23 protein-coding genes are annotated in these 26,965 nt (G+C 50.6%); 16 read left to right on the plus strand and 7 right to left on the minus strand.

Annotation, left to right across the window (positions count from 1 at the left end; genetic code table 11):
• Window positions 1–106: 106 nt before the first annotated feature.
• The 5 genes from ACSJLU_RS07695 to metG all read right to left on the minus strand — a co-directional run bounded on the left by ACSJLU_RS07695 (window position 107) and on the right by metG (window position 6,004).
• Window positions 107–802, minus strand: a complete 696-nt coding sequence (locus ACSJLU_RS07695) for a CidB/LrgB family autolysis modulator (RefSeq protein WP_019454415.1) — start codon at window positions 800–802, stop codon at window positions 107–109.
• Complete coding sequence (locus ACSJLU_RS07700; RefSeq protein ID WP_025302154.1) at window positions 799–1,206, minus strand: CidA/LrgA family protein; 408 nt, start codon at window positions 1,204–1,206, stop codon at window positions 799–801. The genes ACSJLU_RS07695 and ACSJLU_RS07700 overlap by 4 nt, the downstream gene beginning before the upstream one ends.
• A 138-nt stretch (window positions 1,207–1,344) precedes the next feature.
• Window positions 1,345–2,556, minus strand: a complete 1,212-nt coding sequence (locus ACSJLU_RS07705) for an MFS transporter (protein ID WP_025302155.1) — start codon at window positions 2,554–2,556, stop codon at window positions 1,345–1,347.
• Between the two features lie 131 nt (window positions 2,557–2,687).
• Complete coding sequence (locus ACSJLU_RS07710; RefSeq protein ID WP_049205821.1) at window positions 2,688–3,755, minus strand: sugar ABC transporter substrate-binding protein; 1,068 nt, start codon at window positions 3,753–3,755, stop codon at window positions 2,688–2,690.
• 221 nt (window positions 3,756–3,976) lie between these two features.
• On the minus strand, window positions 3,977–6,004 hold the full coding sequence (gene metG, locus ACSJLU_RS07715; protein WP_439041072.1) for a methionine--tRNA ligase: 2,028 nt from the start codon (window positions 6,002–6,004) through the stop codon (window positions 3,977–3,979).
• 159 nt (window positions 6,005–6,163) lie between these two features.
• Between metG and apbC the strand changes: the two genes are divergently transcribed.
• Window positions 6,164–7,276 (plus strand): iron-sulfur cluster carrier protein ApbC, encoded by a 1,113-nt coding sequence (gene apbC, locus ACSJLU_RS07720; protein ID WP_043142439.1) that lies wholly within the window; start codon window positions 6,164–6,166, stop codon window positions 7,274–7,276.
• A 45-nt stretch (window positions 7,277–7,321) separates the two neighbouring features.
• On the opposite strand, the gene ACSJLU_RS07725 is transcribed toward apbC, so the two are convergent.
• Window positions 7,322–7,951 carry a phosphatase PAP2 family protein gene (locus tag ACSJLU_RS07725; RefSeq protein WP_060447533.1) on the minus strand — a complete coding sequence of 210 codons (630 nt, stop codon included), beginning with the start codon at window positions 7,949–7,951 and terminating at the stop codon, window positions 7,322–7,324.
• 232 nt (window positions 7,952–8,183) lie between these two features.
• Between ACSJLU_RS07725 and udk the strand changes: the two genes are divergently transcribed.
• From udk to dcuC, 4 genes are all read left to right on the plus strand, one after another.
• On the plus strand, window positions 8,184–8,825 hold the full coding sequence (gene udk / locus ACSJLU_RS07730; protein ID WP_004938922.1) for a uridine kinase: 642 nt from the start codon (window positions 8,184–8,186) through the stop codon (window positions 8,823–8,825).
• Window positions 8,826–8,950: 125 nt separating this feature from the next.
• Window positions 8,951–9,532: a dCTP deaminase gene (gene dcd / locus ACSJLU_RS07735; RefSeq protein WP_019454407.1), complete on the plus strand. Its 582-nt coding sequence runs from the start codon at window positions 8,951–8,953 to the stop codon at window positions 9,530–9,532.
• Between the two features lie 44 nt (window positions 9,533–9,576).
• Window positions 9,577–11,409, plus strand: a complete 1,833-nt coding sequence (gene asmA, locus ACSJLU_RS07740; protein WP_380825917.1) for an outer membrane assembly protein AsmA — start codon at window positions 9,577–9,579, stop codon at window positions 11,407–11,409.
• A 172-nt stretch (window positions 11,410–11,581) separates the two neighbouring features.
• Window positions 11,582–12,934: an anaerobic C4-dicarboxylate transporter DcuC gene (gene dcuC, locus ACSJLU_RS07745; protein ID WP_099817592.1), complete on the plus strand. Its 1,353-nt coding sequence runs from the start codon at window positions 11,582–11,584 to the stop codon at window positions 12,932–12,934.
• 31 nt (window positions 12,935–12,965) lie between these two features.
• Here the strand turns inward: dcuC and ACSJLU_RS07750 are convergent, their stop codons facing one another.
• Window positions 12,966–14,549, minus strand: coding sequence for a TerC family protein (locus ACSJLU_RS07750; RefSeq protein WP_025302162.1), 1,584 nt, complete (start codon window positions 14,547–14,549; stop codon window positions 12,966–12,968).
• 609 nt (window positions 14,550–15,158) lie between these two features.
• On the opposite strand from ACSJLU_RS07750, the gene galU reads away from it, so the two are divergent.
• From galU to ACSJLU_RS07805, 11 genes are all read left to right on the plus strand, one after another.
• Window positions 15,159–16,055, plus strand: coding sequence for a UTP--glucose-1-phosphate uridylyltransferase GalU (galU, locus tag ACSJLU_RS07755; RefSeq protein WP_049205978.1), 897 nt, complete (start codon window positions 15,159–15,161; stop codon window positions 16,053–16,055).
• A gap of 53 nt (window positions 16,056–16,108) precedes the next feature.
• On the plus strand, window positions 16,109–17,002 hold the full coding sequence (locus tag ACSJLU_RS07760; protein WP_380825920.1) for a sugar phosphate nucleotidyltransferase: 894 nt from the start codon (window positions 16,109–16,111) through the stop codon (window positions 17,000–17,002).
• Window positions 17,003–17,297: 295 nt separating this feature from the next.
• Entirely contained in the window at window positions 17,298–18,434 is a 1,137-nt protein-coding gene (locus ACSJLU_RS07765) for a polysaccharide export protein (RefSeq protein WP_141997617.1), read from the plus strand.
• Window positions 18,435–18,437: 3 nt separating this feature from the next.
• Window positions 18,438–18,872, plus strand: coding sequence for an arsenate reductase/protein-tyrosine-phosphatase family protein (locus tag ACSJLU_RS07770; protein WP_141997619.1), 435 nt, complete (start codon window positions 18,438–18,440; stop codon window positions 18,870–18,872).
• 16 nt (window positions 18,873–18,888) lie between these two features.
• Window positions 18,889–21,057 carry a tyrosine-protein kinase Wzc gene (gene wzc / locus ACSJLU_RS07775; RefSeq protein ID WP_141997621.1) on the plus strand — a complete coding sequence of 723 codons (2,169 nt, stop codon included), beginning with the start codon at window positions 18,889–18,891 and terminating at the stop codon, window positions 21,055–21,057.
• Window positions 21,058–21,198: 141 nt separating this feature from the next.
• A complete protein-coding gene (locus ACSJLU_RS07780; RefSeq protein WP_197832360.1) occupies window positions 21,199–22,347 on the plus strand; it encodes a hypothetical protein in 1,149 nt (382 codons plus the stop codon).
• Window positions 22,334–23,536 carry a capsular polysaccharide export protein, LipB/KpsS family gene (locus tag ACSJLU_RS07785; protein ID WP_197832361.1) on the plus strand — a complete coding sequence of 401 codons (1,203 nt, stop codon included), beginning with the start codon at window positions 22,334–22,336 and terminating at the stop codon, window positions 23,534–23,536. Before ACSJLU_RS07780 ends, ACSJLU_RS07785 begins: the two co-directional genes overlap by 14 nt.
• Window positions 23,526–24,071, plus strand: a complete 546-nt coding sequence (locus ACSJLU_RS07790; protein WP_197833509.1) for an acyltransferase — start codon at window positions 23,526–23,528, stop codon at window positions 24,069–24,071. Before ACSJLU_RS07785 ends, ACSJLU_RS07790 begins: the two co-directional genes overlap by 11 nt.
• Window positions 24,068–25,159 (plus strand): glycosyltransferase, encoded by a 1,092-nt coding sequence (locus ACSJLU_RS07795; protein ID WP_197832363.1) that lies wholly within the window; start codon window positions 24,068–24,070, stop codon window positions 25,157–25,159. Before ACSJLU_RS07790 ends, ACSJLU_RS07795 begins: the two co-directional genes overlap by 4 nt.
• A gap of 112 nt (window positions 25,160–25,271) precedes the next feature.
• Entirely contained in the window at window positions 25,272–26,045 is a 774-nt protein-coding gene (gene kdsB, locus ACSJLU_RS07800) for a 3-deoxy-manno-octulosonate cytidylyltransferase (protein ID WP_141997629.1), read from the plus strand.
• Window positions 26,032–26,961: a KpsF/GutQ family sugar-phosphate isomerase gene (locus ACSJLU_RS07805; protein WP_197832364.1), complete on the plus strand. Its 930-nt coding sequence runs from the start codon at window positions 26,032–26,034 to the stop codon at window positions 26,959–26,961. Before kdsB ends, ACSJLU_RS07805 begins: the two co-directional genes overlap by 14 nt.
• Window positions 26,962–26,965 lie beyond the last annotated feature (4 nt).

Below are 26,965 nucleotides of genomic sequence, written 5' to 3' on the forward strand. Positions count from 1 at the left end.
ATTCTAGGCAGGCCAGAGACATTAAAGTGTGATTAATGTCTCTTAATTGGTGAAATTAATGCAATGAAATAAATAAATGTGAGATGTATCGCAAGTTTCGCCGTATTCAGCCGAACAGATGCAGCAGCACCGGGAACAGGAACGGCGCCAGCAGTGAGGTGATGATGCCGCAGATCACCAGCGCCAGCGAGCCGAATGCGCCTTCCTGGTAGTCCATCTCCGCGCAGCGTGCGGTGCCCAGCGCGTGGGATGCGGTGCCCATCGCCAGGCCGCGCGCAGAGTGGGTGGTGATTTTCAACAGGTTGAACAGCGTATGGCCGAACACGGCGCCGAGGATACCGACGAAAATGACGCAGACTGCGCTGATCGCCGGAATACCGCCGAGCGAGTCCGCGACGGCCATGGCGATTGGCGTAGTGACCGATTTCGGCAGGATAGAGGCGGCGATTTCCGGCGTGGCGCCCAGCCACAGGGCGATGGCGCCGCCGCTGATCATGGCGGTCAGGCTTCCGATGAAGCACACCGCGATAATCGACTTCCAGCGCGCGCGGATCTGGTGCAGCTGTTCATACAGCGGGAAGGCCAGTGCGACAACCGCCGGCTGCAGCAGATCGTTGAGGATTTTGCTGCCCTGAAAGTAGCGCTCATAGGGGATGCCGGTGAGCAGCAGCAGCGGGATGATCACCGCCATGGAAACCAGCAGCGGATTGAGCAGCGGCATGTTCAGCTTGCGCGCCAGCCAGCGCGCGGCGAAATAGACCGCCAGCGTCAGCGGCAGCGACCACCAGATTTCATGGATCATGGGTTGCCCTCCGTGTCGTCGGGCTTACCGGCGATGCGGCGCTCGCGGTGAAAATAGTGTGAGGTATAGCCGACCACCACCAGCACCATCAGCGTGCTGATGAGGCAAGAGATGACCAGCGGGCCCAGATGCGCGACGATCTGATCGTAGTATTTCATCACCCCGACGCCGATAGGCACGAACAGCAGCACCATATAGCGGATCAGCAAATGGCAGCCGGGTTTAACCCATTTGGCCGGCATAATCTGGGTCGAGAGCAGGGCGAACAGCAGCAGCATGCCGAGAATGCTGCCGGGAATGGCGAACGGCAGCAGCGCCGCCACTGCATTGCCGACGAACAGACACAGGTAGATGAGGAGCAGGGCTCTCAGGTATTTCCAGCACAGTGTGAGCACGTTGGCCATTGTCTTTCCCCGTTTAATTGCTGCATTCATCATACAATTAAACTGTGAGCCATGCCACAGATCGCACCATGAATTATCGCTATGGGTGCCATACCCGATCGGCGGGTTGACAGCCCGCAATGGCTGCCACGCGCGGGTTCAGCGCGTGTCTTCGGCCGCTGCCGCCGCGTGTTCTGCCAGCCGGTGGCCGAGGAAGAAAAACAGCAGGCTGAGCAGCGCGGCGCCGACCAGCATCACGAACATTAACGGCGGCGCGGCATAGCTGAGCAGCACTCCGCACAGTACCGGGTTGATGGCACCGCCCAGCGCGCTGAGATTCTGTACTCCATAGTAGCTGCCTTTCAGGTGCGGGGGCGCGATAAAGTCGATGAACATGTATTCCACCGGGATCACGATGATTTCGCCGAGGGTAAACACCGCCATCGCCGCCAGCCACAGCCAGACCGCCTGGCCGGCCGCCATGAAACCGAGCAGCCCGACGATGAAAAACAGCGTGCCCAGCACCAGCCAGCGCAGCATGTTTTCCTGGCGCATACCGCGGCTGAGCAGGTATTGCAGGGCGATAACGATGCTGGCGTTGACGATCATCACCAGCCCGATGATTTTGTAGGCGAACTCGGCGCTGGAGACGGTGATCAGATACTGCGACAGATAGCCGGTGAACTGACCGAACACCACGGCGCCCAGGGTGCTGCCGAGGGTGAAGTAGATAAGCCGCCGATCGCTCCGCAGGATAGTCAGCGTCTGGCGGAAGTTGGGGAGCGCGGCCGGTGCGGCGGCTGGCGTTGCGCGCTGTTGCCGACCGCGCAAGCGCAGGCTTAGCGCCGCCACCGTCGCCAGCGCCAACCCGCCCGACAGGTAAAACGGCAGCAGCGGGCTAAGCCCGGCCACCAGAACGCCGAGCGCAGAACCGATCGCCCAGCCGACGTTGACCAGCGTGTAGTTGATTGAAAAAGCCTTGATGCGCTGCTCAACCGGCAACCCGTCGGCGAAGCAGGCCTTAATGGTGATGCTCAGCACCGAATAACAGGTATGCAAGATGGCCAGCACCACGATCACGCCGCCGGGGCGCGGGATCCAGGGAATGGCGAAGAAGCTCAGCGCAAACAATACAATCGACAGCAGGATCAGGCGGTTCTTGCTGAATTTGTCCACTAGATAGCCGCCGTACAGGCTGGCAAGGATGCCGAGGGTCAGGCTGACACCCAGGATCACGCCCACGCTCTTCGGCAGCAGATGGAAATGCTCGGTGAGGTAGATGGTAATGAACGGCAGCGTCACGCCGCGGCCGATGGTCAACACCAGCGAACTGGCCAGCAGCATGTTAATCAGCGAGGGGAATCCCTTCATTCGAAGCCTGTTTATGCATACAGTTATTGGGCGATGCAGATAACATAGCGTATTTTGGCGAGGACGGAAGGGGGAAGCCGAAAATTAGTTTAAAAACAGAGGCTGCGTCGGCAGCCTCGTCAAAAACAGCATTATTTACCGTGTTCGGCCTGCAGCGTGGCGAACCACGGTTGCACGAAGTCGCTGCTGCTGCCCCAGCCGGGGATGATCTTCGCCAGCCCGGCGACGTTGACCGGCCCCGGCTGCGCCAGCAGCAGCGCCTGCGGAATGACCGTCGCTTTGAACTGATAGCTGTCCGGCGTGCTTTCCCCGGCGATCTTGTTGGCCACCAGGCGCACGTTGACTGCGCCGATAAGCTTCGGATCCACCGCCACGCTGACCTGCCACGGGCTGCCGGCTTCGCGCATCAGCTGCAAGTCCTGGTTGGAGATATCGATGCTGTACAGCTTGATCTCGGTGCGGCCGTTCTCTTTCAACGCTTTGTAAGCGCCCTGAGTGAAGGCGTCCCAGGTGCCCCAGATGGCGTCGATCTTGCCTTTCGGGTATTTCGCCAGCACCGCGCCCACCTTGTTGGCGGTATCGCCCTGCACGTCGGATGAAACCGCGCCAATCGATTCCAGCTCGTGAATGCCCGGATGCTGTTTCAGCAGCTGCTGATAGGCGGCCTGGCGGCGTTCCATCGGTGGGAAGCCGGCTACCCAGAGTTTGATGATGTTGGCCTGGCCGTTGAAATCCTTCACTAACTGGCCGAAGGAGGCGTTGGCCAGCGAAGCGTCGTCCTGCTGCGAGACGGTGACGCCGGGAACGCTGCCACTGACGTCGGTATCGAACGCCGCGACGGCGATGCCGGCCGCCGCGATGCGTTTGACCAGCTCGGTGGAATAGGGGGCTCGCCCCTGTGAGAGAATGATGCCGTCATATTTCTGGCTGATAGCCTGGTTGACGAAGTCCTGGAAGCGCGCGTCGTCGCCGTTGCTGAGGAAGGTGTCCACCTTGAAGCCCAGCTTGCGTCCTTCCTGGATGGCACCCGCCAAAAATTGCGTGGTGTTGTCGTCGGAACCGAGGTTGCGGATCACCGCGATGCGCACCGGCCCCTGATGCTGAGCGATGGCAGCTGGCACGGCGGCGTTTTCCGCTGCCTGCAACGGCAGGGCAGCCAGCAGGCTGAGGGCGAGCAGCGAAGTCTTGACGTTTTTCATTATTATAGGCTCCAAAAAGCAGGGAAACGATCCCGGTGAAGGTCTGTTATAGCAGTCTTTCTGTCTGGACGTCTATTTGTTGTTGCGGAGCATCATAGCGAGATGCGGCAGGCGAGGGAATCAGAGCGGTTATGACTTTTTCTTACTGCTTATAACGTCGGGTTTGAGACATTAAAAAAGGGCCGAGCAAGCTCGACCCTCGATGTTACGCACCGGTGCGGTTATTTGACCTGCATACCAGGCTGCGCGCCGCTGTCCGGGCTCAGCAGGAAGATCTCTTTCCCGCCAGGGCCCGCCGCCATCACCATGCCTTCCGAAACGCCGAAACGCATTTTGCGCGGCGCCAGGTTGGCGACCATGATGGTCAGACGGCCTTCCAGCGCTTTCGGATCCGGGTAAGCGGAGCGAATGCCGGAGAAGATCTGGCGCAGTTCGCCGCCCAGATCCAGCTGTAGTTTCAGCAGCTTGTCGGAGCCTTCGACAAAGTCGGCGCTCTTGATCAGAGCGATGCGCATGTCTACCTTGGCAAAGTCGTCGAAGGTGATGGTTTCCTGAATAGGATCATCGGCCAATGGACCGGTCACCGGTTTGGCGGCGGCCATGTCTTCCTTCGAGGCGTTGACCATCTCGCTGACCTTATCCAGATCGATACGGTTGAACAGCGCTTTGAATGCGTTCACCTGGTGGCCCAGCAGCGGTTGCGGGATTGCGTCCCAGCTCAGCTCGGCGTTGAGGAACGCTTCGGCGCGTTCGGTCAGCGAAGGCAGCACCGGCTTCAGGTAAGTCATCAGCACGCGGAACAGGTTGATGCCCATCGAGCAGATGGCCTGCAGATCGGCATCGCGGCCTTCTTCCTTCGCCACCACCCACGGCGCCTGTTCATCCACGTAACGGTTGGCCAGATCGGCCAGCGCCATGATTTCGCGGATCGCGCGGCTGAACTCGCGGCTGGCATAAGCTTCGGCGATGCTTTGCGCCGCGTCGACGAAGGTCTGGTACAACGCCGGATCGGCCAGGCTGTCGGCCAGCTTGCCGGCGAAGCGCTTGTTGATAAAGCCGGCGTTGCGCGAAGCGAGGTTCACCACCTTGTTGACAATGTCGGCGTTCACGCGCTGCACGAAGTCTTCCAGATTGAGATCGATGTCATCAATGCGTGAAGAGAGCTTGGCGGCGTAGTAATAGCGCAGGCAGTCGGCGTCGAGGTGCTGCAGGTAGGTGCCGGCCTTGATGAAGGTGCCGCGCGACTTGGACATCTTGGCGCCGTTCACCGTCACGTAACCGTGTACGAACAGGTTGGTCGGTTTGCGGAAGTTGCTGCCTTCCAGCATCGCCGGCCAGAACAGGCTGTGGAAGTAGACGATGTCCTTGCCGATGAAGTGATAGAGCTCGGTGGTGGCGTCTTTGCGCCAGAACTCGTCGAAGTCCAGATCGCCGCGTTTGTCGCACAGGTTCTTGAAGGAACCCATGTAGCCGATCGGTGCGTCCAGCCAGACGTAGAAGTATTTGCCCGGCGCATCCGGGATTTCGAAGCCGAAGTAAGGCGCATCGCGGGAGATGTCCCACTGCTGCAGGCCGGATTCGAACCACTCCTGCATCTTGTTCGCCACTTGCTCTTGCAGCGCGCCGGAGCGCGTCCACGCCTGCAGCATTTCGCTGAAGGCCGGCAGATCGAAGAAGAAGTGCTCGGAGTCGCGCATTACCGGCGTCGCGCCGGAAACCACGGACTTCGGATCGATCAGTTCCGTCGGGCTGTAGGTGGCGCCACACACTTCGCAGTTGTCGCCGTATTGGTCCGGCGATTTGCATTTCGGGCAGGTGCCCTTCACGAAACGGTCCGGCAGGAACATGCCTTTCTCCGGATCGTACAGCTGAGAAATGGTGCGGTTCTTGATAAAACCGTTTTCTTTCAGGCGGCTGTAAATCAGGGTGGACAGCTCACGGTTTTCATCGCTATGGGTCGAGTGATAGTTGTCATAGCTGATGCCAAAGCCGGCGAAATCCTGTTGGTGCTCCTGGCTCATCTGCGCGATCATTTCTTCCGGTTTTACGCCCAGCTGCTGCGCTTTCAGCATGATCGGCGTGCCGTGCGCGTCGTCCGCGCAAATGAAATGCACTTCGTGGCCGCGCATTCGTTGGTAACGCACCCAGATATTCGCCTGGATGTGCTCGAGCATGTGGCCGAGATGGATGGAACCATTTGCGTACGGTAGCGCGCACGTCACCAATAATTTTTTCGCGACTTGAGCCATAGTGAGAACTTGCTTTCTGTAATGAATAAAAGGGCCTTCGATGTTAACCGATCGCGCCCTTCGCTGCTAGGGCGGTTTCTTGCAGGTTATACGCGCCAGCCGCCGGGCAGTTCTGATATGCTTAGCCGGAAGCTACCCATTCAAAATCAAGGAGCCGGGATGAACGCAAAATCCCCTGAGCAGACCAACCCCGAAGTTCTGCGCGCCCTGGTGACCGGTGTACTGGCCGCCTTTGAACACCCGACGTTGAAAAACAACCTGACCGCATTGAAGGCTATCCATCACTGCGCGTTGCTGGACGATGTGCTGCATATCGAACTGACGATGCCGTTTGCCTGGCTGAGCGGCTTTGAAGCGCTGCAGGCAAGCGTTGGCCCCGAGCTGCTGCGCGTGACCGGCGCCAGCGCCATCGATTGGAAGCTTAAACACGATATCACGACGCTGAAGCGTGCCAACGGCCAGGCCGGTATCAAAGGCGTGCGCAATATCATCGCCGTCAGCTCCGGTAAAGGCGGGGTGGGGAAATCCACCACCGCCGTCAACCTGGCGCTGGCGCTGGTCGCCGAAGGGGCCAAGGTCGGCATTCTGGACGCCGACATATACGGCCCGTCGATCCCCAATATGCTGGGCACCGAACACGAGCGGCCGACTTCGCCGGACGGTCAACATATGGCACCAATCATGGCGCACGGCCTGGCGACCAACTCTATCGGCTATCTGGTGACCGACGACAATGCTATGGTGTGGCGCGGACCGATGGCCAGTAAGGCGCTGATGCAGCTGTTGCAGGATACGCTGTGGCCGGATCTGGATTATCTGGTGCTGGACATGCCGCCGGGTACCGGCGACATTCAGCTGACGCTGTCGCAGAACATTCCGGTGACCGGCGCACTGGTGGTTACCACCCCGCAGGATATCGCTTTGCTGGATGCCGCCAAGGGCATCGTGATGTTCGAGAAAGTGCATGTGCCGGTGCTGGGCATCGTGGAGAACATGAGCGTGCATATCTGCAGCAACTGCGGTCACCATGAGCCGATTTTCGGCACCGGTGGCGCCGAGAAGCTGGTGCAGAAATACAACAGTCGTCTGCTGGGGCAGATGCCGTTGCATATTTCGCTGCGTGAAGATCTGGATCGCGGTACGCCGACGGTGATCAGCCGACCGGACAGCGAATTCGCCGACATGTATCGTCAATTGGCCGGCCGTGTGGCTGCGCAGATGTATTGGCAGGGCGAGGCGATCCCGACAGAGATTGCGTTCCGCGCGCTGTAATCAGCCTATCGCAATGCAAGAACCCGGCTTAAACGCCGGGTTTTTTTATAGGATGCGGGCAGGGTTGTGCAAATCTGCCCGGGTATAAGGACGTTCGATCTGTGCCAGCGTTTTGGCGATATGCTCCAGCAATCCCTGGGTGGGAGCCGGCTGCCGCTGTCCCATCAGCGCCAATGGCAAGGCCAGCGCGATGGCGAAGTGCGGCCAAGAGAGATGCGGGCGCGTTTTGCTCCGCTGCAACCACAGGAACAGTGCGCTGGCCAGGTAGCCTAAAATCAGCCCGCTGATCACCTCAGATACCGAGTGCACGCGAATTTCCAGCCGCGAAACGCCGATGGCGAAAGGTAATATCCACCCGGTCAGTAAAGCGATGCTACGTATGGGGTGGGAAAAGCGACCGGTCAACGTCCAAAGCAATGGCGGCCAGATGCTTGCCGCGAGGGCTGAATGGCCGCTGAATCCGGTGAAGTCATAACTTGCGCTACCAATGCCCCAGCCCATAAAGGCCAGTTTGGACAGGCAGACCAGCCCGCCGGTGAAACCGAAGATCAGCGCCCATTGCCAGCCTGCCGCGCGAGTGGCGGGATACGCGATCAGCAACAAAAACAGAATCAGCGCGCAGGGCAGCAGCAGCATGCTGTCGCCGAAAAAAGTCAGAAAATACCAATCCAGCACATCAATCTCCGATGAAGGGGAATGGGGGAGCATAAGTCAGCGCAGGAGTGTATCTTGTTAGCGCGCGTTGCCCTAGCCGTGAGATTCTTAAAATACGGCAGTACCGATAAGACGAGATAGCCCGAATTCGCCCGCCGTCGCGCAATATACAGTGGCGCAAACCCCGGCGACTCCCTATAATTGTCGCGTTTTAGTTCCCCCCTTCACACTATGAAATCAGGTCTTTAATTTTATGACTGACAATCCGCATCAGTGCGTCATTATTGGTATAGCTGGCGCATCTGCCTCCGGAAAAAGCCTTATCGCCAGCACGTTGTACCGCGAACTCCGCGAGCAGGTCGGCGATGAGCACATCGGCGTTATTCCAGAAGACAGTTACTATAAAGACCAGACTCACCTGACCATGGAAGAACGGGTCAAAACCAACTACGACCACCCGAGCGCCATGGATCACAACCTGCTGTTCCAGCATCTGCAGATGCTGAAGGCCGGTAAGGCGATCGAGCTGCCGCTGTACAGCTACACCGAACACACGCGCAAGAAAGAAACTGTCCACCTGGAACCTAAAAAAGTCATTATTCTGGAAGGGATCTTGCTGCTGACGGATATCCGCCTGCGCCAGGAAATGAACTTCTCGATCTTTGTCGACACGCCATTGGATATCTGCCTGATGCGCCGCATGAAGCGCGACGTCAACGAGCGCGGCCGCTCGATGGATTCGGTGATGGCGCAATACCAGAAGACCGTGCGCCCGATGTTCCTGCAATTTATCGAACCTTCCAAACAATACGCCGATATCATCGTCCCGCGCGGTGGCAAAAACCGCATCGCGATCGATATTCTGAAAGCCAAAATCAGCCAATTCTTTGAATAATGCCCCTTAATGGCCGGAAATGTGCATTTCCGGCCGGCGGCCAACTATTTGCACCCCGGCGTAGACCTTTCGCCCGTTGTGTGGCAATTTTTGTTTAGTTATGCGTTTTGATGGAGAAGAGAGACATGAGACTGTGTGACCGCGATATAGAAGCCTGGCTGGATAGCGAGAAACTGGTGATTTCCCCGCGCCCGCCGCTCGAACGCATCAACGGGGCCACAGTAGATGTCCGCTTGGGCAATCAGTTCCGCGTGTTCAGTGGCCATACCGCGCCTTTTATCGATCTTAGCGGACCGAAAGACGAAGTCAGCGCCGCGTTGGATCGCGTGATGAGCGACGAGATTGTCCTGCCGGAAGGCGAGGCGTTCTTCCTTCATCCCGGCGAGCTGGCCCTGGCGGTGACGTTCGAATCCGTGACGTTGCCGGACGATCTCGTGGGGTGGCTCGACGGCCGTTCTTCTCTGGCGCGCCTGGGGCTGATGGTACACGTCACTGCGCACCGTATCGATCCGGGCTGGCATGGGCGCATCGTGCTGGAGTTTTACAACTCCGGCAAGTTGCCGCTGGCGCTGCGGCCGGGGATGCTGATTGGCGCCTTGAGCTTTGAGCCGTTGTCCGGCCCGGCGGCCCGGCCTTATAACAGCCGGCAGGACGCAAAATATCGCGATCAGCAGGGCGCAGTAGCCAGTCGAATCGACAAGGACTAACGGCGCGGGATGCACCGTCGGTGTGGCGCTGACAAGAGGGTGGCATGAGAAGATTACTGACGACATTGGCGATTTTATTGGTGGTCGTGGTGGCGGGGATGTCCGCGCTGGTACTGCTGGTCAATCCGAATGATTTTCGCGGTTACATGGTCAAAAAGGTCGAACAGAAGAGCGGCTACCAACTGACGCTCGAAGGCGACCTACGTTGGCATATCTGGCCACAGCTCAGCATTCTGGCCGGGCGCATGACGCTGACCGCGCCGGGTGCCAAGGCGCCGGTAGTGAGCGCGGAAAACATGCGCCTCGATGTCAAACTATTGCCTCTATTGTCGCATCAGCTGTTTGTTAAACAGGTGATGCTGAAAAATGCCGTCATTCGCCTCACGCCCGACAGTGAAGAGCACTCTCAGGTGGACGCCCCGATCGCACCCGCCGGTAGCGGTACTGACGCGGCAGACGCGGCCTGGAAGTTCGATATCGACAACCTACGGGTCGTGGACAGCCTGCTGGTTTGGCAGCGCGCCGACAACGAGCAAATCAATGTCCGGGATATCAATCTCACTCTGCAACAAACGGAGAAACGGCAGGCGCAGCTGGAACTTTCCAGTCGGGTTAACCGCGATCAGCGTGACCTGACCTTCAGCATGGCGGCCGATGTCGATCTACAGCAGTTCCCACGCCAGATCGGCGCCAAAGTGACTCAGTTCAATTACCAACTGGTGGGCGCGGATATTCTTAATGGCGGTATTCAGGGAGAGGGCAATGCACAGGTGGTCTATCAGCACACGCCAGCGCAGATTGCCATCAGCCAACTGAACGTCAGTGCCAATAACAGCCAATTGGCCGGCGATATCAGCGCCAGCCTCGGGACGGTGCCTGGCTATGTGGTGAATCTGAATTCGGCTAATCTCGATCTCGACGCGCTTTCCGGTTGGCAATCCAGCACTAATACCGCCGAGCAGTCCGCCGTGACCGCCGCGCCGGTGATCGCCAGCCAGGTTGACGATCGGCAGCAGAACCTGGAAGCGCTGCGCAATTTCAATGCACAGTTGAATCTGCAGGCGGCGCAGTTGACCTACCGCGGTATGAACGTTACCCAGTTAGCCGTCGCGGCGGATAATCAACGCGGCCTACTGACGCTGCATAAACTTGTCGGGCAATTGGCCGGCGGTGATTTCTCCTTGCCGGGCTCGCTGGACGCGCGCGGTAATAAACCGGTGATCAGCGTGCAGCCGACGTTGAACCAGGTTGAACTCGGCACGGTGCTCAAAGCCTTCGACATGCCGCAGATGCTGACCGGCAAATTCAGCATGAAAGGGGATCTGACCGGCGATCGTCTTTCTTCACAGTCATTTGAGCACCGCTGGCGCGGTACGGCGCAGCTGGCGATGCAGGATGCGCAGTTGCACGGCCTGAACATTCAGCAACTGATCCAACAGGCGGTGGCGCGCAACGAAAACAGCGTGCGCGGGCAAGACAGCTATCAGCGCTATACCGAGGTCAAAAGCGTCTCTGCGCAGGCCAGCCTGAATCAAGGCACGGTCAAGCTCAGCGGTCTGACGGCGGATTCTCCTTTGCTGGCGCTGACCGGCGCCGGCAGCATCGATATGCCGGGCAAGCAGTGCGATATGGCGCTTAACGTGCGCGTCACCGGCGGATGGCAAGGGCGCGGCGAGCTGATCGAACAACTGCAAAAAACGCCGATTCCGCTGCGGGTTTACGGGCCTTGGCAACAGCTGAATTATCAACTGCAAGTCGATCAAGTGCTGCGAAAAACGCTGCAGGATCGGGCCAAGGATGCGTTGAACAAGTGGGCTGAAAAGAACAAGGATTCGCGCGAAGGCCAGGATCTGAAGAAGCTGCTCGACAAACTGTAATCCCTACGACGCGGGCCACATTGTGGCCCGCGTCAATATCGAGATTCCCGCGGTAATTTCTCTCCGTTACCTTGATGAAGGTCATGAAGGCTCGCGCGCAGTTTGTGCAGAGTAAGGGCTGTTCTGCTATGACTATGCGCCTGAGCGCGAAAACATGACGAGTTGAGGAAACATGATAGAGCTTCTTATTGGCGCCGCAGTCGCGGCGGGCGTGGGCCGTTACATCATCAAGGGATATTCCGCTACCGGCGTTTTGTTGGTGGGGGGGCTGCTGCTGCTCGGCATCAGTGCCCTGATGGGGAAAACGCTGTTGCCGTCCGGCGCCACCTCAACCGGCTGGCGCGCGACCGACATGATCGAATACGTCAAGATTTTGCTGATGAGCCGTGGCGGCGATCTGGGCATGATGATCATGATGCTGTGCGGCTTTGCCGCGTACATGACGCATATCGGCGCTAACGACGTGGTGGTCAAGCTGGCCTCGCGCCCGTTGCAGATGATCAACTCGCCTTATCTGCTGATGGTGGCGGCATACTTTGTCGCTTGCCTGATGTCATTGGCGGTCTCTTCCGCCACCGGCCTCGGCGTATTGCTGATGGCGACGCTGTTCCCATTGATGGTGAACGTCGGCATTAGCCGCGGGGCGGCGGCGGCCATTTGCGCTTCGCCGGCGGCGATTATTCTGGCACCGACCTCCGGCGACGTGGTGCTGGCAGCCAAGGCGGCGGAGATGCCGCTGGTGGACTTTGCGTTCAAAACCACGCTGCCTATCTCGATTGCCGCCATCGTCTGTATGGCCGTGGCGCACTTTTTCTGGCAGCGCTACCTCGACAAAAAGAACAATGAACAGCATCACATCATGGACGTCAGCGAAATCAAAACGCATGCGCCGGGGTTCTACGCGATATTGCCGTTTACGCCGATCCTTGGCGTGCTGATCTTCGACGGAAAATGGGGGCCGGAGCTGCACATCATTACCGTGCTGGTAGGGTGCATGCTGCTGGCGGCCGTGATCGAGTTTGCGCGCAGCTTCAGCGCCAAACAAGTGTTCAGCGGCCTGGAGGTAGCCTATCGCGGCATGGCGGATGCTTTTGCCAGCGTGGTGATGTTGCTGGTGGCCGCGGGTGTCTTCGCGCAGGGGCTGAGTACCGTCGGCTTTATCAGCGGGCTGATTGGCCTTGCGCAGTCGTTTGGCACCGGCGGTTTGATCATGATGCTGGTGCTGGTGGTGATCACCATGCTGGCGGCCATGACCACCGGTTCCGGCAATGCGCCGTTCTATGCGTTTGTCGAACTGATCCCGAAACTGGCGGCGCAGATGGGCGTGAATCCGGCCTATCTGGTGATCCCGATGCTGCAGGCGTCTAACCTCGGCCGCACGCTGTCACCGGTCTCCGGTGTGGTGGTAGCGGTTTCCGGCATGGCGAAAATCTCGCCGTTCGACGTGGTAAAACGCACTTCGGTGCCAGTGATTGTCGGGCTGGTGGTGGTGATCGTGGCGACGGAACTGCTGGTTCCCCAGTAAAAGAAAGGCCGGGGGATGCCCGGCCTCAATGCTAAACCTCGTAGTCCTCCGGTGGAGGCGGCGGGGTGATCTTCACCTTCAGGATACGGTGGCTGTTGACCTCCAGCGGTTCGAACAGGTAGTCACCGATTCTGATTTGCTCGCCTTCTTGCGGCACACGCTGGCTGTGCTCCATCAGCAGCCCCGCCAGCGTGTGGTATTCGCGCTTTTCTTCCAGCGGCATCGGCAGGTACAGCACCAGATCTTCCAGCGGCATATAGCCGTTGGCGATCCAGCTGCCGTCCTCGTTTTGCTGAATGTCGTGGCGTGCGTCCACCTCTTCGCCGGCCTCCGGCAGGTTACCGGCGATGGTTTCCATCACGTCCGTCAGGGTGACGATGCCTTCGACGGAGCCGAACTCATCAACCACAAAGGCAAAGTGCGTCTGCGCCTGACGGAATTGTTCCAGGGCACTTAACAGCGTGAGCTGCTCCGGGAAGATCAGCGGTTGACGTATCAGCGCGCGCAGATCCAGCGGCGCCTGCGCCAATTGCTGTTTGAGGACGTCGATAGTATGGATAACGCCCAGCGGTTCGTCGCTGGCGCTGCTTTCCACCACCACGATGCGCGTGTGCTGATTACGTTCCAGCAACTGCGTCAGCTTCTCCTGCGGATCGTTTAGCTCAAGGTATTCGACGTCGTGACGCGAGGTCATGATGCTGCTGACCGTGCGCTGCGCCATGCCGAGTACGCGTTCGATCATGCGCCGTTCCTGCTGATTGAAGATCTCGCCGCTTTCGCTGTCGCTATCGGCCAGCAGGTTGGCGGAGTGGCTGTCGACCTCTGCTTCTTCATGTTTGCCGCTCAGCATACGCAACACCGCCTCGGCGGTGCGTTCGCGCAGTGGCCGCACCTTTGACAGGAAGCGACGGCGGTTGAACTGCGCCAGCTGGTTGAGCGCCTCGATCATTACCGAGAAGCCGATCGCTGCGTAGAGGTAGCCTTTCGGAATATGATAGCCGAAGCCCTCCGCCACCAGGCTAAAGCCAATCATCAGCAGGAAGCTCAGGCACAGGATAACGATAGTCGGGTGAGCGTTGACGAAGCGCGTCAACGGCTTGCTGGCCAGCAGCATCAGGCCGATGGCGATGCAGACCGCGATCATCATCACCGCCAGATGATCGACCATGCCGACCGCGGTGATCACCGAGTCGAGCGAGAAGACGGCGTCCAGCACCACGATCTGCGCCACGACCGGCCAGAAACGTGCGCCTTTGCGCGCGCCATGCTGCTCTTCATCCTTGCCTTCCAGCCGCTCATTGAGCTCCATGGTGGCTTTGAACAGCAGGAATATCCCGCCGACCAGCATGATCAGATCGCGGCCGCTGAAGGGGTGCTCCGCGACGATGAACATCGGTTTGGTCAGCGTCGCCAGCCACGATATGGAGGCGAGCAGAGCCAGACGCATGACCAGCGCCAGCAACAGACCGACGACACGGGCCTTATCTCGTTGTTGTTTCGGTAGTTTGTCCGCCAGAATGGCGATGAAGACAAGGTTGTCTATACCCAGCACGATTTCCAGCACGACCAAAGTGGCCAGGCCGGCCCAAATTGTTGGATCAGCGATCCATTCCATACGCCCAATTTCACCTGTAAGTTCTACGGCTTATGCCGCACGGGAATGATGGGCGTTGAGGCGGCAAAATTCAACTTTAATCGGGAGGACGTGGATCAGCACAGGCGTATTGCCGTAAACATCGATCGGCGCCGAGTGGCCCAAGGAATCAAGGGCCGAGGGAGCAAATATCTGCCGGGATGCCATGCGCTCAGAAAAGAAACGTCTTATTAAATATATTTAAATCAAAATATTAAAACAATTTTCTTCAACTATGATTCTTATCGGTATGTGGCATGAGTAGTCTTATTCTGAAAACGGCTGGCTGGGGGGATCTAAGGCTTGTATCACTTAGGCATTAGTATAAGAATCTTAGTCATATAACGGCAGTAACTAACATCGTTTGGTTATAAAGGCACCGATTTTTTTATTTTTTTGTGAACAGCATGACAGTTCAAACGAAGAATGAGTGCCGTTTTGCATAAAAATTACTGGCTCATACAATGACGTGGGTGGATGCGTCAATACAGTACTTTGGTAGCTGCAAGCCAAGGGCGGTAGCGTGCCTGATTGAATCCCCTTGTTCACGCTGCACAGGTGAGTGCAGCGCTACGATGAATTGGAATGAAAATGCAAACAAGACTTAAGGCAGTGATCCCCGTTGCGGGCTTGGGAACCCGTATGTTGCCAGCGACCAAGGCTATTCCTAAAGAAATGTTGCCCGTGGTCGATAAGCCCTTAATCCAGTACATTGTTGCTGAATGCGTCGCGGCGGGGATTAAAGATATCGTATTGGTCACGCATTCATCGAAAAACGCGATTGAAAACCATTTTGACACTTCTTTTGAGCTGGAGGCCATGCTCGAAGCGCGCGTGAAGCGTCAGCTCCTGAGTGAAGTGCAAAGTATTTGTCCGCCGGATGTTACCGTGATGCAGGTGCGTCAGGGACAGGCGAAAGGGTTGGGGCATGCGGTGCTTTGCGCCAAACCAATGGTGGGTGATTCTCCTTTCGTTGTGCTGTTACCCGATGTTTTATTGGATGATTCTACGGCGGATTTGCGTAAAGAAAATCTGGCTAAAATGATTCAACGTTTTGATGATACGGGTTATAGCCAAATCATGGTTGAACCGGTGCCGGAACAAGATGTGTCCAAATATGGTGTGGTAGATTGCGCAGGCGCGACGATAGCTGCTGGAGAAAGCGCACCGATGACGGCGGTGGTTGAGAAGCCGGCCCGTGAGGATGCACCTTCCAATTTAGCGGTTGTCGGCCGGTATGTACTTTCAGCAGAAATTTGGCCGCTGCTTGAAAAGACCGCTCCTGGCGCAGGCGACGAGATTCAACTGACCGACGCGATCGCGATGTTGATGAAAGAGCAAACGGTGGAAGCGTTCCATATGAGCGGTAAATCCCATGATTGCGGTGACAAGCTTGGTTATATGAAGGCGTTTGTGCAATATGGTCTGCGTCACGGTTCGGAAGGTGAGAATTTCAGCCACTGGTTGAAGCAGACGTTGGGAAAGTAACAGGTTGTCGCCACCGCGGCTGAGAGCGAACACAAGAATGAATGAGGTTTACCATGACGAAGTTGAAAGCGGTTATTCCCGTTGCCGGATTGGGCATGCGCATGCTGCCGGCAACCAAAGCGATTCCGAAAGAGATGTTGCCAATCGTTGATAAACCGTTGATTCAATACATTGTCAACGAATGCGTCGCGGCAGGGATCAAAGAGATCATCCTGGTGACGCATTCTTCCAAGAACGCCATCGAAAACCATTTCGATACCTCATTCGAGCTGGAGGCGATGCTGGAGGTCCGTGTGAAGCGGCAGCTGTTGGATGAAGTGCAGTCGATAACGCCAAAAGGCGTGACGCTGATGCACATTCGCCAGGGGCAACCAAAAGGACTGGGACATGCCGTTCTCTGCGCTAAACCGTTGGTCGGTGATTCGCCATTTGTTGTTCTGTTGCCAGATGTTTTGCTTGACGATGCCAAGGCTGACCTGAGAAAAGATAATTTGCCACATCTTATTTCTCGTTTCGAAGAAACGGGCCATAGCCAGATACTGGTTCAAACGGTCGACGAGCATACTCTGCGTGAGTATTCTGTTGTCGAATGTGAGAATAACGCACTGCAACCTGGCGATTCTTCACGTATCAGTTCAATAATCGAGAAGCCGGGCCGCGATGTTCCGCTAAAATCAAACTACTCAGCCGTTGGGCGATATGTGCTATCTGCGGATATTTGGCCTATTCTCGAGAAAATTGAGCCGGGCGCTTGGGGACGCATTCAGCTGACAGATGCTATTGCTGAGCTGACTCAGCAGCAAATAGTAGAGGCCACTGAATTGGTTGGTGAGTCGTTCAATTGCGGTGAGAAGATGGGCTATCTGCGGGCATTCGTGACTTACGGATTGCGCCATCCTACGCAGGGTAAAGCTTTCCGTGAATGGGCAGAGCAGCTCTCCCTGTAAAGTTCATCAATTTTCTTTAAGACAGATTTGGAACAATACTCAGCCAGTTGCTGCTAAGTTCAGGCCAAAACGACAGAGCTTTGGCTGCTCTTTTTTCTTTAGGAACTATGCAATAATGCTCCAAGGAATTGAGTCTACCAAATCTGAATTCAACGCTTGCTCAATGAAAGTGCGTTTTAGGATGTCTTCGCGCGAACATTGATAACACATTTTGCTGAGTGCCGCAGTAGGTGCCATGGTTGGCTCGGGGCTTGGCATTACATGCATTTTTTACTTTGAAAGTGATGATAACTCGATGGCAAAAAAACAATGGAAACTGATACCGCTTCTGGTATCTATCAGTGTAGTTAGCGGCTGTACTATCGTGCCGGGCTCTCATCTTTCAACCAGTGGTAAAGACGTCGTAAAACAGCAAGATAGTGATTTTGATCTTGATAAGTTGGTCAATATTTACCCAATGACGCCTGGTCTAATCGATAAACTACGAGCGAAACCAGTGGTTGCGCAGCCTAATTCTTCGTTAGAACGCGAGTTGCAAAACTACGAGTATCGTATTGGCGTCGGTGATGTGCTGATGGTAACCGTATGGGATCACCCGGAGCTGACGACGCCGGCGGGACAATACCGCAGTGCTAGTGATACCGGTAACTGGGTCAACTCAGACGGGACTATTTTCTACCCGTACATTGGCAAAGTGAAAGTTGCAGGAAAGACCGTCAGTCAGGTGCGTAGTGACATTGCCGGCCGTCTCGCTCAGTATATCGAGAGCCCGCAAGTTGACGTTAGCATCGCCGCTTTCCGTTCACAGAAAGTTTATGTAACTGGTGAGGTCGAGAAATCTGGTCAGCAACCAATCACTAACGTCCCATTGACGATTATGGACGCAGTGAATGCTGCGGGGGGGCTGAGTGCTAACGCGGACTGGCGAAACGTGGTATTAACGCATAATGGCAAAGAGCACCGTATATCCCTGCAGGCATTAATGCAGAAGGGTGACCTCACGCAGAACCATTTACTGTACCCGGGCGATATTCTGTATATTCCACGCAATGACGATCTGAAAGTATTCGTCATGGGTGAAGTGAAAAAGCAGTCGACACTACGCATGGATCGGAGCGGGATGACCTTAACCGAAGCATTGGGTAATGCGGAGGGGATGGATCAGGCAATGTCTGATGCAACGGGTGTCTTCGTTATTCGACCTCTACGTGGAAGTGAAGGGAAGAAGATTGCTAATATTTATCAATTGAACGCCTCTGATGCTTCTGCACTTGTTATGGGCACAGAGTTCCAGTTGCAACCCTACGATATCGTCTATGTGACAACGGCACCTGTAGTACGCTGGAATCGCGTGGTAATGCAATTGGTACCGACAATAACTGGTGTTCACGATATGACCGAAACTGTACGGTTTATCAAACAGTGGAATTAACAAATGTTTGATTCAATCTTGGTGGTTTGTGTAGGAAATATCTGTCGCTCTCCAACTGGAGAGCGTTTACTAAAACAGCTCTTACCGGATAGAAAAATTTCATCGGCAGGTATTGGGGCGCTAGTAGACAAACCCGCAGATGAAAGTGCTGAAATTGTAGCGCAAAAGCATGGCCTAAGCTTGAAAGATCATCTAGGTAAGCAATTAACTAGTTCTATGTGTAAAGAGTATGATCTTATTTTGGTCATGGAAAAGGCACACATTGATGCCGTATGCCGCTTAGCCCCCGAAGTCAGGGGAAAGACAATGCTATTCGGCCACTGGTTAAATCAGAAAGAAATAGCCGATCCTTACCGAAAAAGCCGAGAAGCATTTGAGTTTGTGTATGATATTCTCGATGAGTCCGCCCAAAAATGGGCGCAAGCACTAAATCGATAGATAGCCAGGATTTCCAATGTCAGAAAAGAACCGTGTGAATCTTTCAGGAAGTGATAAAACCGAAGAAATTGATCTGGGGCGTCTATTTGGGGAGCTGTTAGATAACCGCTGGCTCATTATAGGCGTTACCTCCGTGTTTATCGCACTTGGTATTACTTATAGTCTATTCGCAACTCCGATTTATCGGGCTGATGCAATAGTGCAAGTAGAGCGAAATGTGGGTAGCTCTTTACTGAGTAATATCTCGCAAATCTTGCCTAATGGGCAACCTGAAGCCGCTCCAGAAATTGAGTTGCTTAAATCGAGAATGATTTTGAACAAAACGATTGATGATCTGAACTTGAGAACAATCGTTAAAGAAAAGCATTTTCCGTTTATAGGGAAAGGCATAGCCCGCCTGACGGGGCAGCCGGTATCAAACTTAGATGTGGCAGAGTTTATTCCATCAGATTCGTGGAATAGCGATTCTCATTTAGAACTTGTCGTATTGAATAAAAATGATTTTACCGTGTCTTTGGGAGATGGGAAGTCTGTACAGGGAAAGGTGGGGAACGTACTAACGATCGATGGTAATACCATTTTAGTCAACCGTATTGACGCTAAGCCGGATACAGTATTTTCTATAACAAAACAATCTGAACAAAAAGCATTCAGTGGGCTTTTGGACAGATACAATGTTGTCGACAAAGGTAAAGACACCGGGGTACTTGGTCTAACTTTAACAGGGAGTGACCCCGCCAAAGTTGAAGCAACACTAAATAGTATTCTGCAGAACTATGTTTATCAGAATGTTCAGAGAAAGTCAGAAGAAGATGCGAAAAGTTTAGATTTTCTACGAGTGCAGCTGCCTAAAGTACGAGTCTCTCTTGATACTGCCGAAGATAAATTAAATAAATTCAGACAGAAGAATGAATCTGTTGACCTTTCTCTTGAGGCGAAGTCAGTCTTAGATTCGATTGTCTCAGTCGATACACAACTAAACGAGCTGACATTTAAAGAAGCTGAGATCTCTAAGCTATATACCAAAGAACATCCATCATATAGGGCATTACTGGAGAAACGCAAGACTCTGGAGATTGAGAAGGATAAACTCAATAAGCGAATCAATGGAATGCCGCAAACACAGCAGGAAATATTGCGCCTTAGCCGTGATGTTAAATCAGGGCAAGAAGTTTACATGCAATTACTGAACAAAGAGCAAGAGCTGAATATTTCAAAAGCCAGCAAAGTCGGGAATGTAAGGATTATAGATTCAGCAATTACTCAAGAAGATCCTGTGAAACCACAGAAGGCAGTTATACTTTTCCTAAGTTTCTTCTTCGGTATTATTCTTTCAGTCTTCTATGTGTTGATCAGAGCCTATTTACACCGCGGTATTGAAAATCCAGAGGAGTTGGAGAGTATTGGTGTTAACGTTTATGCAAGTGTACCTCTTTCAGAGTGGCAGCGTAAGCGAGATCAAGAGTTTACGGCAAAAAATAAAAATAGAAATGCAGACTCAAATACGTTGCTAGCATTTGGTAATCCAGCTGATTTAGCAATTGAAGCTATTCGGAGTCTGAGAACTAGCCTGCATTTTGCAATGATGGAGGCTAAAAATAATATACTTATGATCTCAGGTGCAAGTCCTGGGATTGGTAAGACATTTATAAGCGCAAACCTGGCGGCTGTTGTCGCTCAGACTGGAACAAGAGTGCTTTTCATTGACTGTGATATGCGTAAAGGGTATGCGCACGAGTTGTTGGGGATTGATGGAAAAAATGGGTTGTCAGATGTTCTATCTGGTAAATTGACCGTCGATAGTATCATCAAAAAAGCGAATAATTTTGACTTCATAGCTCGGGGAATCGTTCCTCCAAATCCATCTGAGCTGCTGATGCACAATCGTTTCCCTGAGCTTCTTACATGGGCATCAAAGCATTATGATCTCGTTGTTGTTGATACCCCCCCTATTCTGGCAGTAACCGATGCAGCTATTGTTGGTAAACAGGCGGGCACGTCATTAATGGTTGCAAAGTTTGAGCAAAACACTGCCAAAGAAGTTGAGATCAGTATAAAACGTCTCAACCAAAATGGCGTAGAAATAAAAGGTGTTATACTCAATGCTGTTGTCAGAAAATCATCTAACTATTATAGTTATGGGTATGATTATTATGATTACAGTTATAAATCATCGAAAAACTGATTAGCAACTATGCCGACCACCCGGTTTAAAATACCGGGTGGTGTTTAAATTTTTATATTTTCTGATGAACATGAAGGATAAAACTTGAGCGGGAATAAATGAATAGTGAATTAATAAACTGCTCTCGTGAGGTGATTTAAAATGTTCAAAATAATTTCTTTTCTTGCAGTATTCTTTTTTTCATTAAGTACATTTAGTTATAGGGCAGCAGCTCTTGGATATTTTTTTCTTTTTCTGTCTATCGCCCCATTTTGGAAAAATACGTTGGTAGTAAAACGTAGAGATATTTTTTATTTTTTGCTTATAAATATCTCAGTTATTGCATGTTCGCTACTGCAAAATATCTACTGGATATACTATGTCAAGTTTTTGGGGATGATATTTTTTGCATCAACTCTCTATGTGATGTACACAAGCAACATAATTAAAATTTCTGATATTGAGTTCTATTGCAAATCTTTAATCATTGTCAATCTCACATTTTTCCTTATTCAGCTAATTGCATATCAAGCATTTGGCCACTTTATCGATTTTAACAATATGGTAAGGGAACAGGAGAGTACGACGCTGTATGCATCGAGAGCCTTGAGTGGTTTCATACTTTCGATAAGAGCTACCGGTTTGTATTCAGAACCTTCGTTCTATAGCATGAGCGTTTTCTGTCCTACGATGATTCTCATGTTGTTAAATAAGAAAATAAATAAATATGTTCTACTGGGGTTGTTTAGTTGCGCATTGAGTTTATCTATAGCATCATTGGCTATTGTTGCATTGGCAATGATTATTCTTTTCTTTAGATTAAAGAAAAACTATTTATTAAAAGGCGCGGTTATCGCTGCTATTGTACTTTCGGCTCCTTATTTAGGTGATTTTTACACAAAAAGAATAACCGATGATTCTGATTATGATGCTATATCATCGAGGCTTTTAATCCTTAAAGAGTTCGAAGCACGCGATTTTATCAACGATATAGTTGGCAGTGGATTTTTTTGGGCCGAGGATGAGCCGATTGGTAAAATTGGGTTAAAAGGATATCATACTCGCGATTCATCGTTCTATCCCTATATTTATTTCTCCGGTGGTATATTTGGCCTGCTTTTATTATTATTCTTTTTGTCACGGCTGGGTCTGAAGAATCTTGACATCCTCTATGGAGTTATAATTACGCTGCTATTTAAATTCAATATATTATCTTCTTTCTTTTGGATATTTATCGTGTTCTGCAAAGCGTTGGTTGCTGAAAGAAGAAAAAATCGTTCAAATTTAGAGGATGAACATGACATCACATAAAGAAATAAGTATCTGTGTTATAGATTATGCGTTAGCCGGAAGTTTCTTCTTGCGTTTAGCAGCCTCAGACAAAGATAGAGAGTACATTTTTGTATCCACACTGTTAAGTACATATTTGGCAGCGCGAAAAAAACATGAAGCTTACTTAATATCGAAAGTAAGCAAAGTACAAGAAAAAGATAAAGTTACTAGTCTTCCTGTCAATAGAGTGAGGGAGCTTGGCTTAAATATTCTTCAGCATGAAAATGCAATGGAGTTCGCCTCCATATTACAATCTTCAATAAGAAAAATATTGGATAAAAATAAAAACAAGAAGGTAAATTTACTGACATGGAATGGTGATAACGTAATAGGTGCTGTAATGCGTCAAGCTAAACAAGCAGACAATACGGTTAGCCTACTTTTTTTTGAATTATCAAATCTAAAAGGAAAGATATTTGTTGATCCTGAGGGGGTAAATGCTGCATCAAGTGTGTATTTAAAACCTGAAGTATTGCAGAATATTCCATCTGTTGATGAAGGTATTCATGACGTTTGGCTGAAAGATTTTTTTGAAGAAAAAAAAGGGAATAAACTACTACCCCAAGCATCTAAAGGTAAAGAGATAACTCTTAGGCATCTAATTGATTTTGTCTATACAAAATTCTGGGGTTTTCAAACATTCCCTAAGAGCTCGATAAGCAATAGGATTAGAAAAAAAAGAACACATGAAATTAATGACGATAAGGTTATTCCTGATGAGTACATTTTTTTCCCCATGCAGGTGTCGACAGATACCCAGATAGTTCTAAATAGCGATGTTGACAATGTTGATGTGCTAAATCATCTCATTGAAAAAGAGATTTTACCTATCGTAACTAAGCCTCATCCTGCTGAATCGAACTTTGACTATATATACAAGATTAAAAATGAGAACCAAGGTAGATTATTTATCTCGCAGAAGAATACTTACGAGCTAATTAAAAACGCAAAGTGTGTATATACGATAAATTCCACAGTTGGAATGGAATCGATGTTATTTGATAAAAGTGTCGTATTTATGGGGCGTTCTGTATATTCAAATATGGGAACCGCTGAATTAAAAAAATACTTACATAATTACCTTGTAGACATAGACTTCTTCGATGAAAACTTTACTATAACACCTAATCTCATTGATAGTGTTTATTCAAGGCGAAATGATGGATAAATATATAGTTGCATTAAAGGTAGCGTATTCTGGTTGTCGAGTTCTACTAAGTAAGCTTATTTTTAGACGACAGTTTTCAACAAAGAAAATATTTTTCACTACAGACCTTCCACATATTAGATGTAGAGTCAATGGACGAATATACATTGGAAATGTGAAATTTAGAAATGGTTGTAGAATATTTTCTGATGGAGGCAAAATTTCAATTTCAGACGGTTGCTTCATAAATAATGATTGCTCATTCAATGCAAAGGGTAGGATTGAAATTGGCGAAAATACACTTTTTGGCGAAGGTGTGAAAATATACGACCATAATCATCGCATCGGAAATAGCTATGTTGTATCCAAAATTGAGTTTGATGTCTCAGATGTAATTATAGGCCGTAATTGCTGGCTCGGCTCAAATGTTACGATTTTGAAAGGGGTAAAACTTGCTGACAATGTCATAATTGGAGCTGGTAGCGTCGTTACAAAAAGTATTTTTGAGCCTGGAGTGTACATAAGCAGTAATGGAGGGTTGAAGAAAATAAAATGAAAATAATGCATATTATTGAGTCTTCAGCGACTGGCACTTTATCTGTAGTGACGATGCTCGCCAATAGTCAGATAAAAAATAATAATGATGTATATGTGATCTATTCGCGGCGATCCGACACACCAGAAAACATAGCCACACTGTTCGATCCAAGAATTGAACTGGTGGAGATTGATATGGCTATGCGAAAATTCCCTGCATCATGCATCCTACTAAGAAAAACAATAGCAGAAAAAAATCCTAATATTATTCATCTGCATTCGTCTCTAGCTGGTTTTGTTGGGCGGTTGGCTAATATAGGAAATAAAAAAAATAGAGTTATTTACAGCCCACATTGTATCTCTTTCATGAGGAAAGACATTGGAAAGGTAAAGGAGTATGTTTTTAAAACATTAGAGAGAGTTGCGAATTTCATTCCTTCGACCTATGTTGCTTGCTCAAAAAGTGAATACGAGTCAATAAAAACTAACCTTTCCATAAAGAATATAGAAGTTATAAATAATGCCTACGATGGCGAAGCTTCTTTTGAGTTTTCAGTTTCTGATTTGGGTCTTAAAAACAAAAAGAAAGTAGAGATAATCACTGTTGGTGGAATAAGAAACCAAAAAGACCCTACTTCATTTTCGCTTTTAGCAAAAAGTTTAACTAATAAGCCGGTTAATTTTACTTGGGTGGGAGATGGCGAAGATAATTTAAAGCGCCTTCTGCAGGAAGCTGGGGTGAGCGTTACAGGATGGCTACCTAAAACGGAAGTGATGAAGCTAGTAAGGAGATCCGATATATATGTATCCACGGCTAAGTGGGAAGGTATGCCTATTTCTATATTGGAGGCAATGGCATCCGGAGTCCCGGTGGTAGCGAAGAATTGTGCCGGAAATAACGATTTAATCGAAAATAGAAAAAATGGTTATTTGTTTGATGAGTTGGATGAGGCGATCGCGGCTATTCAACAGCTAATCGAGAATGATGAAATAAGAAGAAGTATTATATTGACTGCTCTCGAGGACATAAAAAGAGAGTACTCTCGGACAGGTTATGTTGACAAGATGCAATGTTTGTATGAGCGTCGCTTGGATACGTTCAATTAACCACTCGTTAATATGATTAAACCATAATTGTTAATTGGGTTTTTTGAATGCAGCAAACTGGTTTTATGAATTCAAAAGACGGCAAGTTTTTTAGTATAAGTAGGTAAGACTGATGAGTGTTTTTCCAGAAAATAGAAAAGTTAAGATTGTCATCCCAGCACGTCTATCCTCTAGTCGATTACCAGAAAAAGCGTTGCTCATGCTGCAAGGACATGCTGTATTTTGGCACGTATATAGACGCTGTATCGAGGCTGGCATCGAACACCAAGATATATATTTAGCAACTGATAGCGATAAAATATATAAAAAAGCAGTTGATGAAGGTATTCAGGCTATCATGACTGGTAGTCAACATATGTCTGGAACTGACAGAGTGAGTGAAGTTGTTGAACTTTGCCACTGGCCGAATGATACTTTAGTTGTTAATGTTCAAGGAGATGAGCCGTTAATTCCGCCACGACTAATCAGAGAGCTCATCGATTTCTCTCTCAAGAACAAGCAATTTGACATTTTCTCAGCCTACTCGAAGATAACTAATCTTGAAGATGCAGAAAATAATAATATGGTAAAAGTCGCAATTGGTGAGAGAGGAAACGCTGTTTATTTTAGTCGCTCTCGTATTCCTTTTAACCGAGATAAGCCTCTAGATATCAGCTCATGTGTCAAACATATAGGTATTTATGCCTACAGCGCAAATAGCTTAACTGCTTTTTGTTCATTGCCTACAGGAACACTGGAATCTTTGGAGAAACTTGAGCAATTAAGAGCATTAGAAAATGGAATGAAAATAGGCATGATGTACTTTGATGGAGATGTACATCATGGAATCGATACAGTTGATGACTATAACAATATCAAAAGGGTAATAGAGAATGAAGGCAATTGAAGTTGCTAAGAAAGTTATTAATACAGAAATCCGTGGGTTGGAGAGTGTGTTAGAGCTTTTAGATGAAAATTTCTCGGACTCAGTTGAGCTTATCTTGCAGTCGACAGGGAGAGTTATTATTAGCGGAATGGGAAAGTCAGGACTGATTGGTAGGAAAATTGCTGCATCTTTAGCGAGTACAGGTACCCCGAGTTTCTATATGCATCCCGGTGAAGCATTCCATGGCGACTTGGGCATGATAAAAGAAGAAGATATATTTATTGCTATATCTAACTCAGGGGAAACCGATGAGATGCTAAAGTTGCTTCCATTCCTGGAAGATAATAAGAATAAAATCATATCAATTACCGGCAGTGAGCAATCAACACTAGCCAGAAGCGCAGATTATCACCTGAATGTGTGGGTTCCTGAAGAGGCATGTCCACACCAATTAGCCCCAACATCTTCTACTACCGCTGCGTTGGTTATGGGGGATGCTCTAACTATTGCTCTGATGGAATTACGTAATTTTCGTCCAGAGAATTTCGCGAGATTTCATCCAGGGGGGTCCTTGGGAAGGAAATTACTGAGGAAAGTGCGAGATGAAATGGTTAGCTCTAACTTACCCATAATTGATTTGAGCTCAAGTATCATTGATGCAATAAAAGCTATCAGCTCAGGGAACTTGGGATTGGTTATTGTATGTGACGCCAAAAAGTTGTTCGGGATCATTACTGATGGTGACTTGAGGCGTGCACTTGATAAACATTCAAAAGAAATATTCGACCTGCGCGTTTTGGACATAGTAAAAACTAAGCCACATACCATTTCGCAAAATATTTCGATTAGTAAGGCCTATGACAAAATGGAATCTCTCAACATTACATCATTAATCGTGACTGATAATGAAGAAATTCTGGGTGTCCTTAAAAAGTAAGTCG

Source organism: Serratia bockelmannii (assembly GCF_051803255.1).
GTDB lineage: Bacteria > Pseudomonadota > Gammaproteobacteria > Enterobacterales > Enterobacteriaceae > Serratia > Serratia bockelmannii.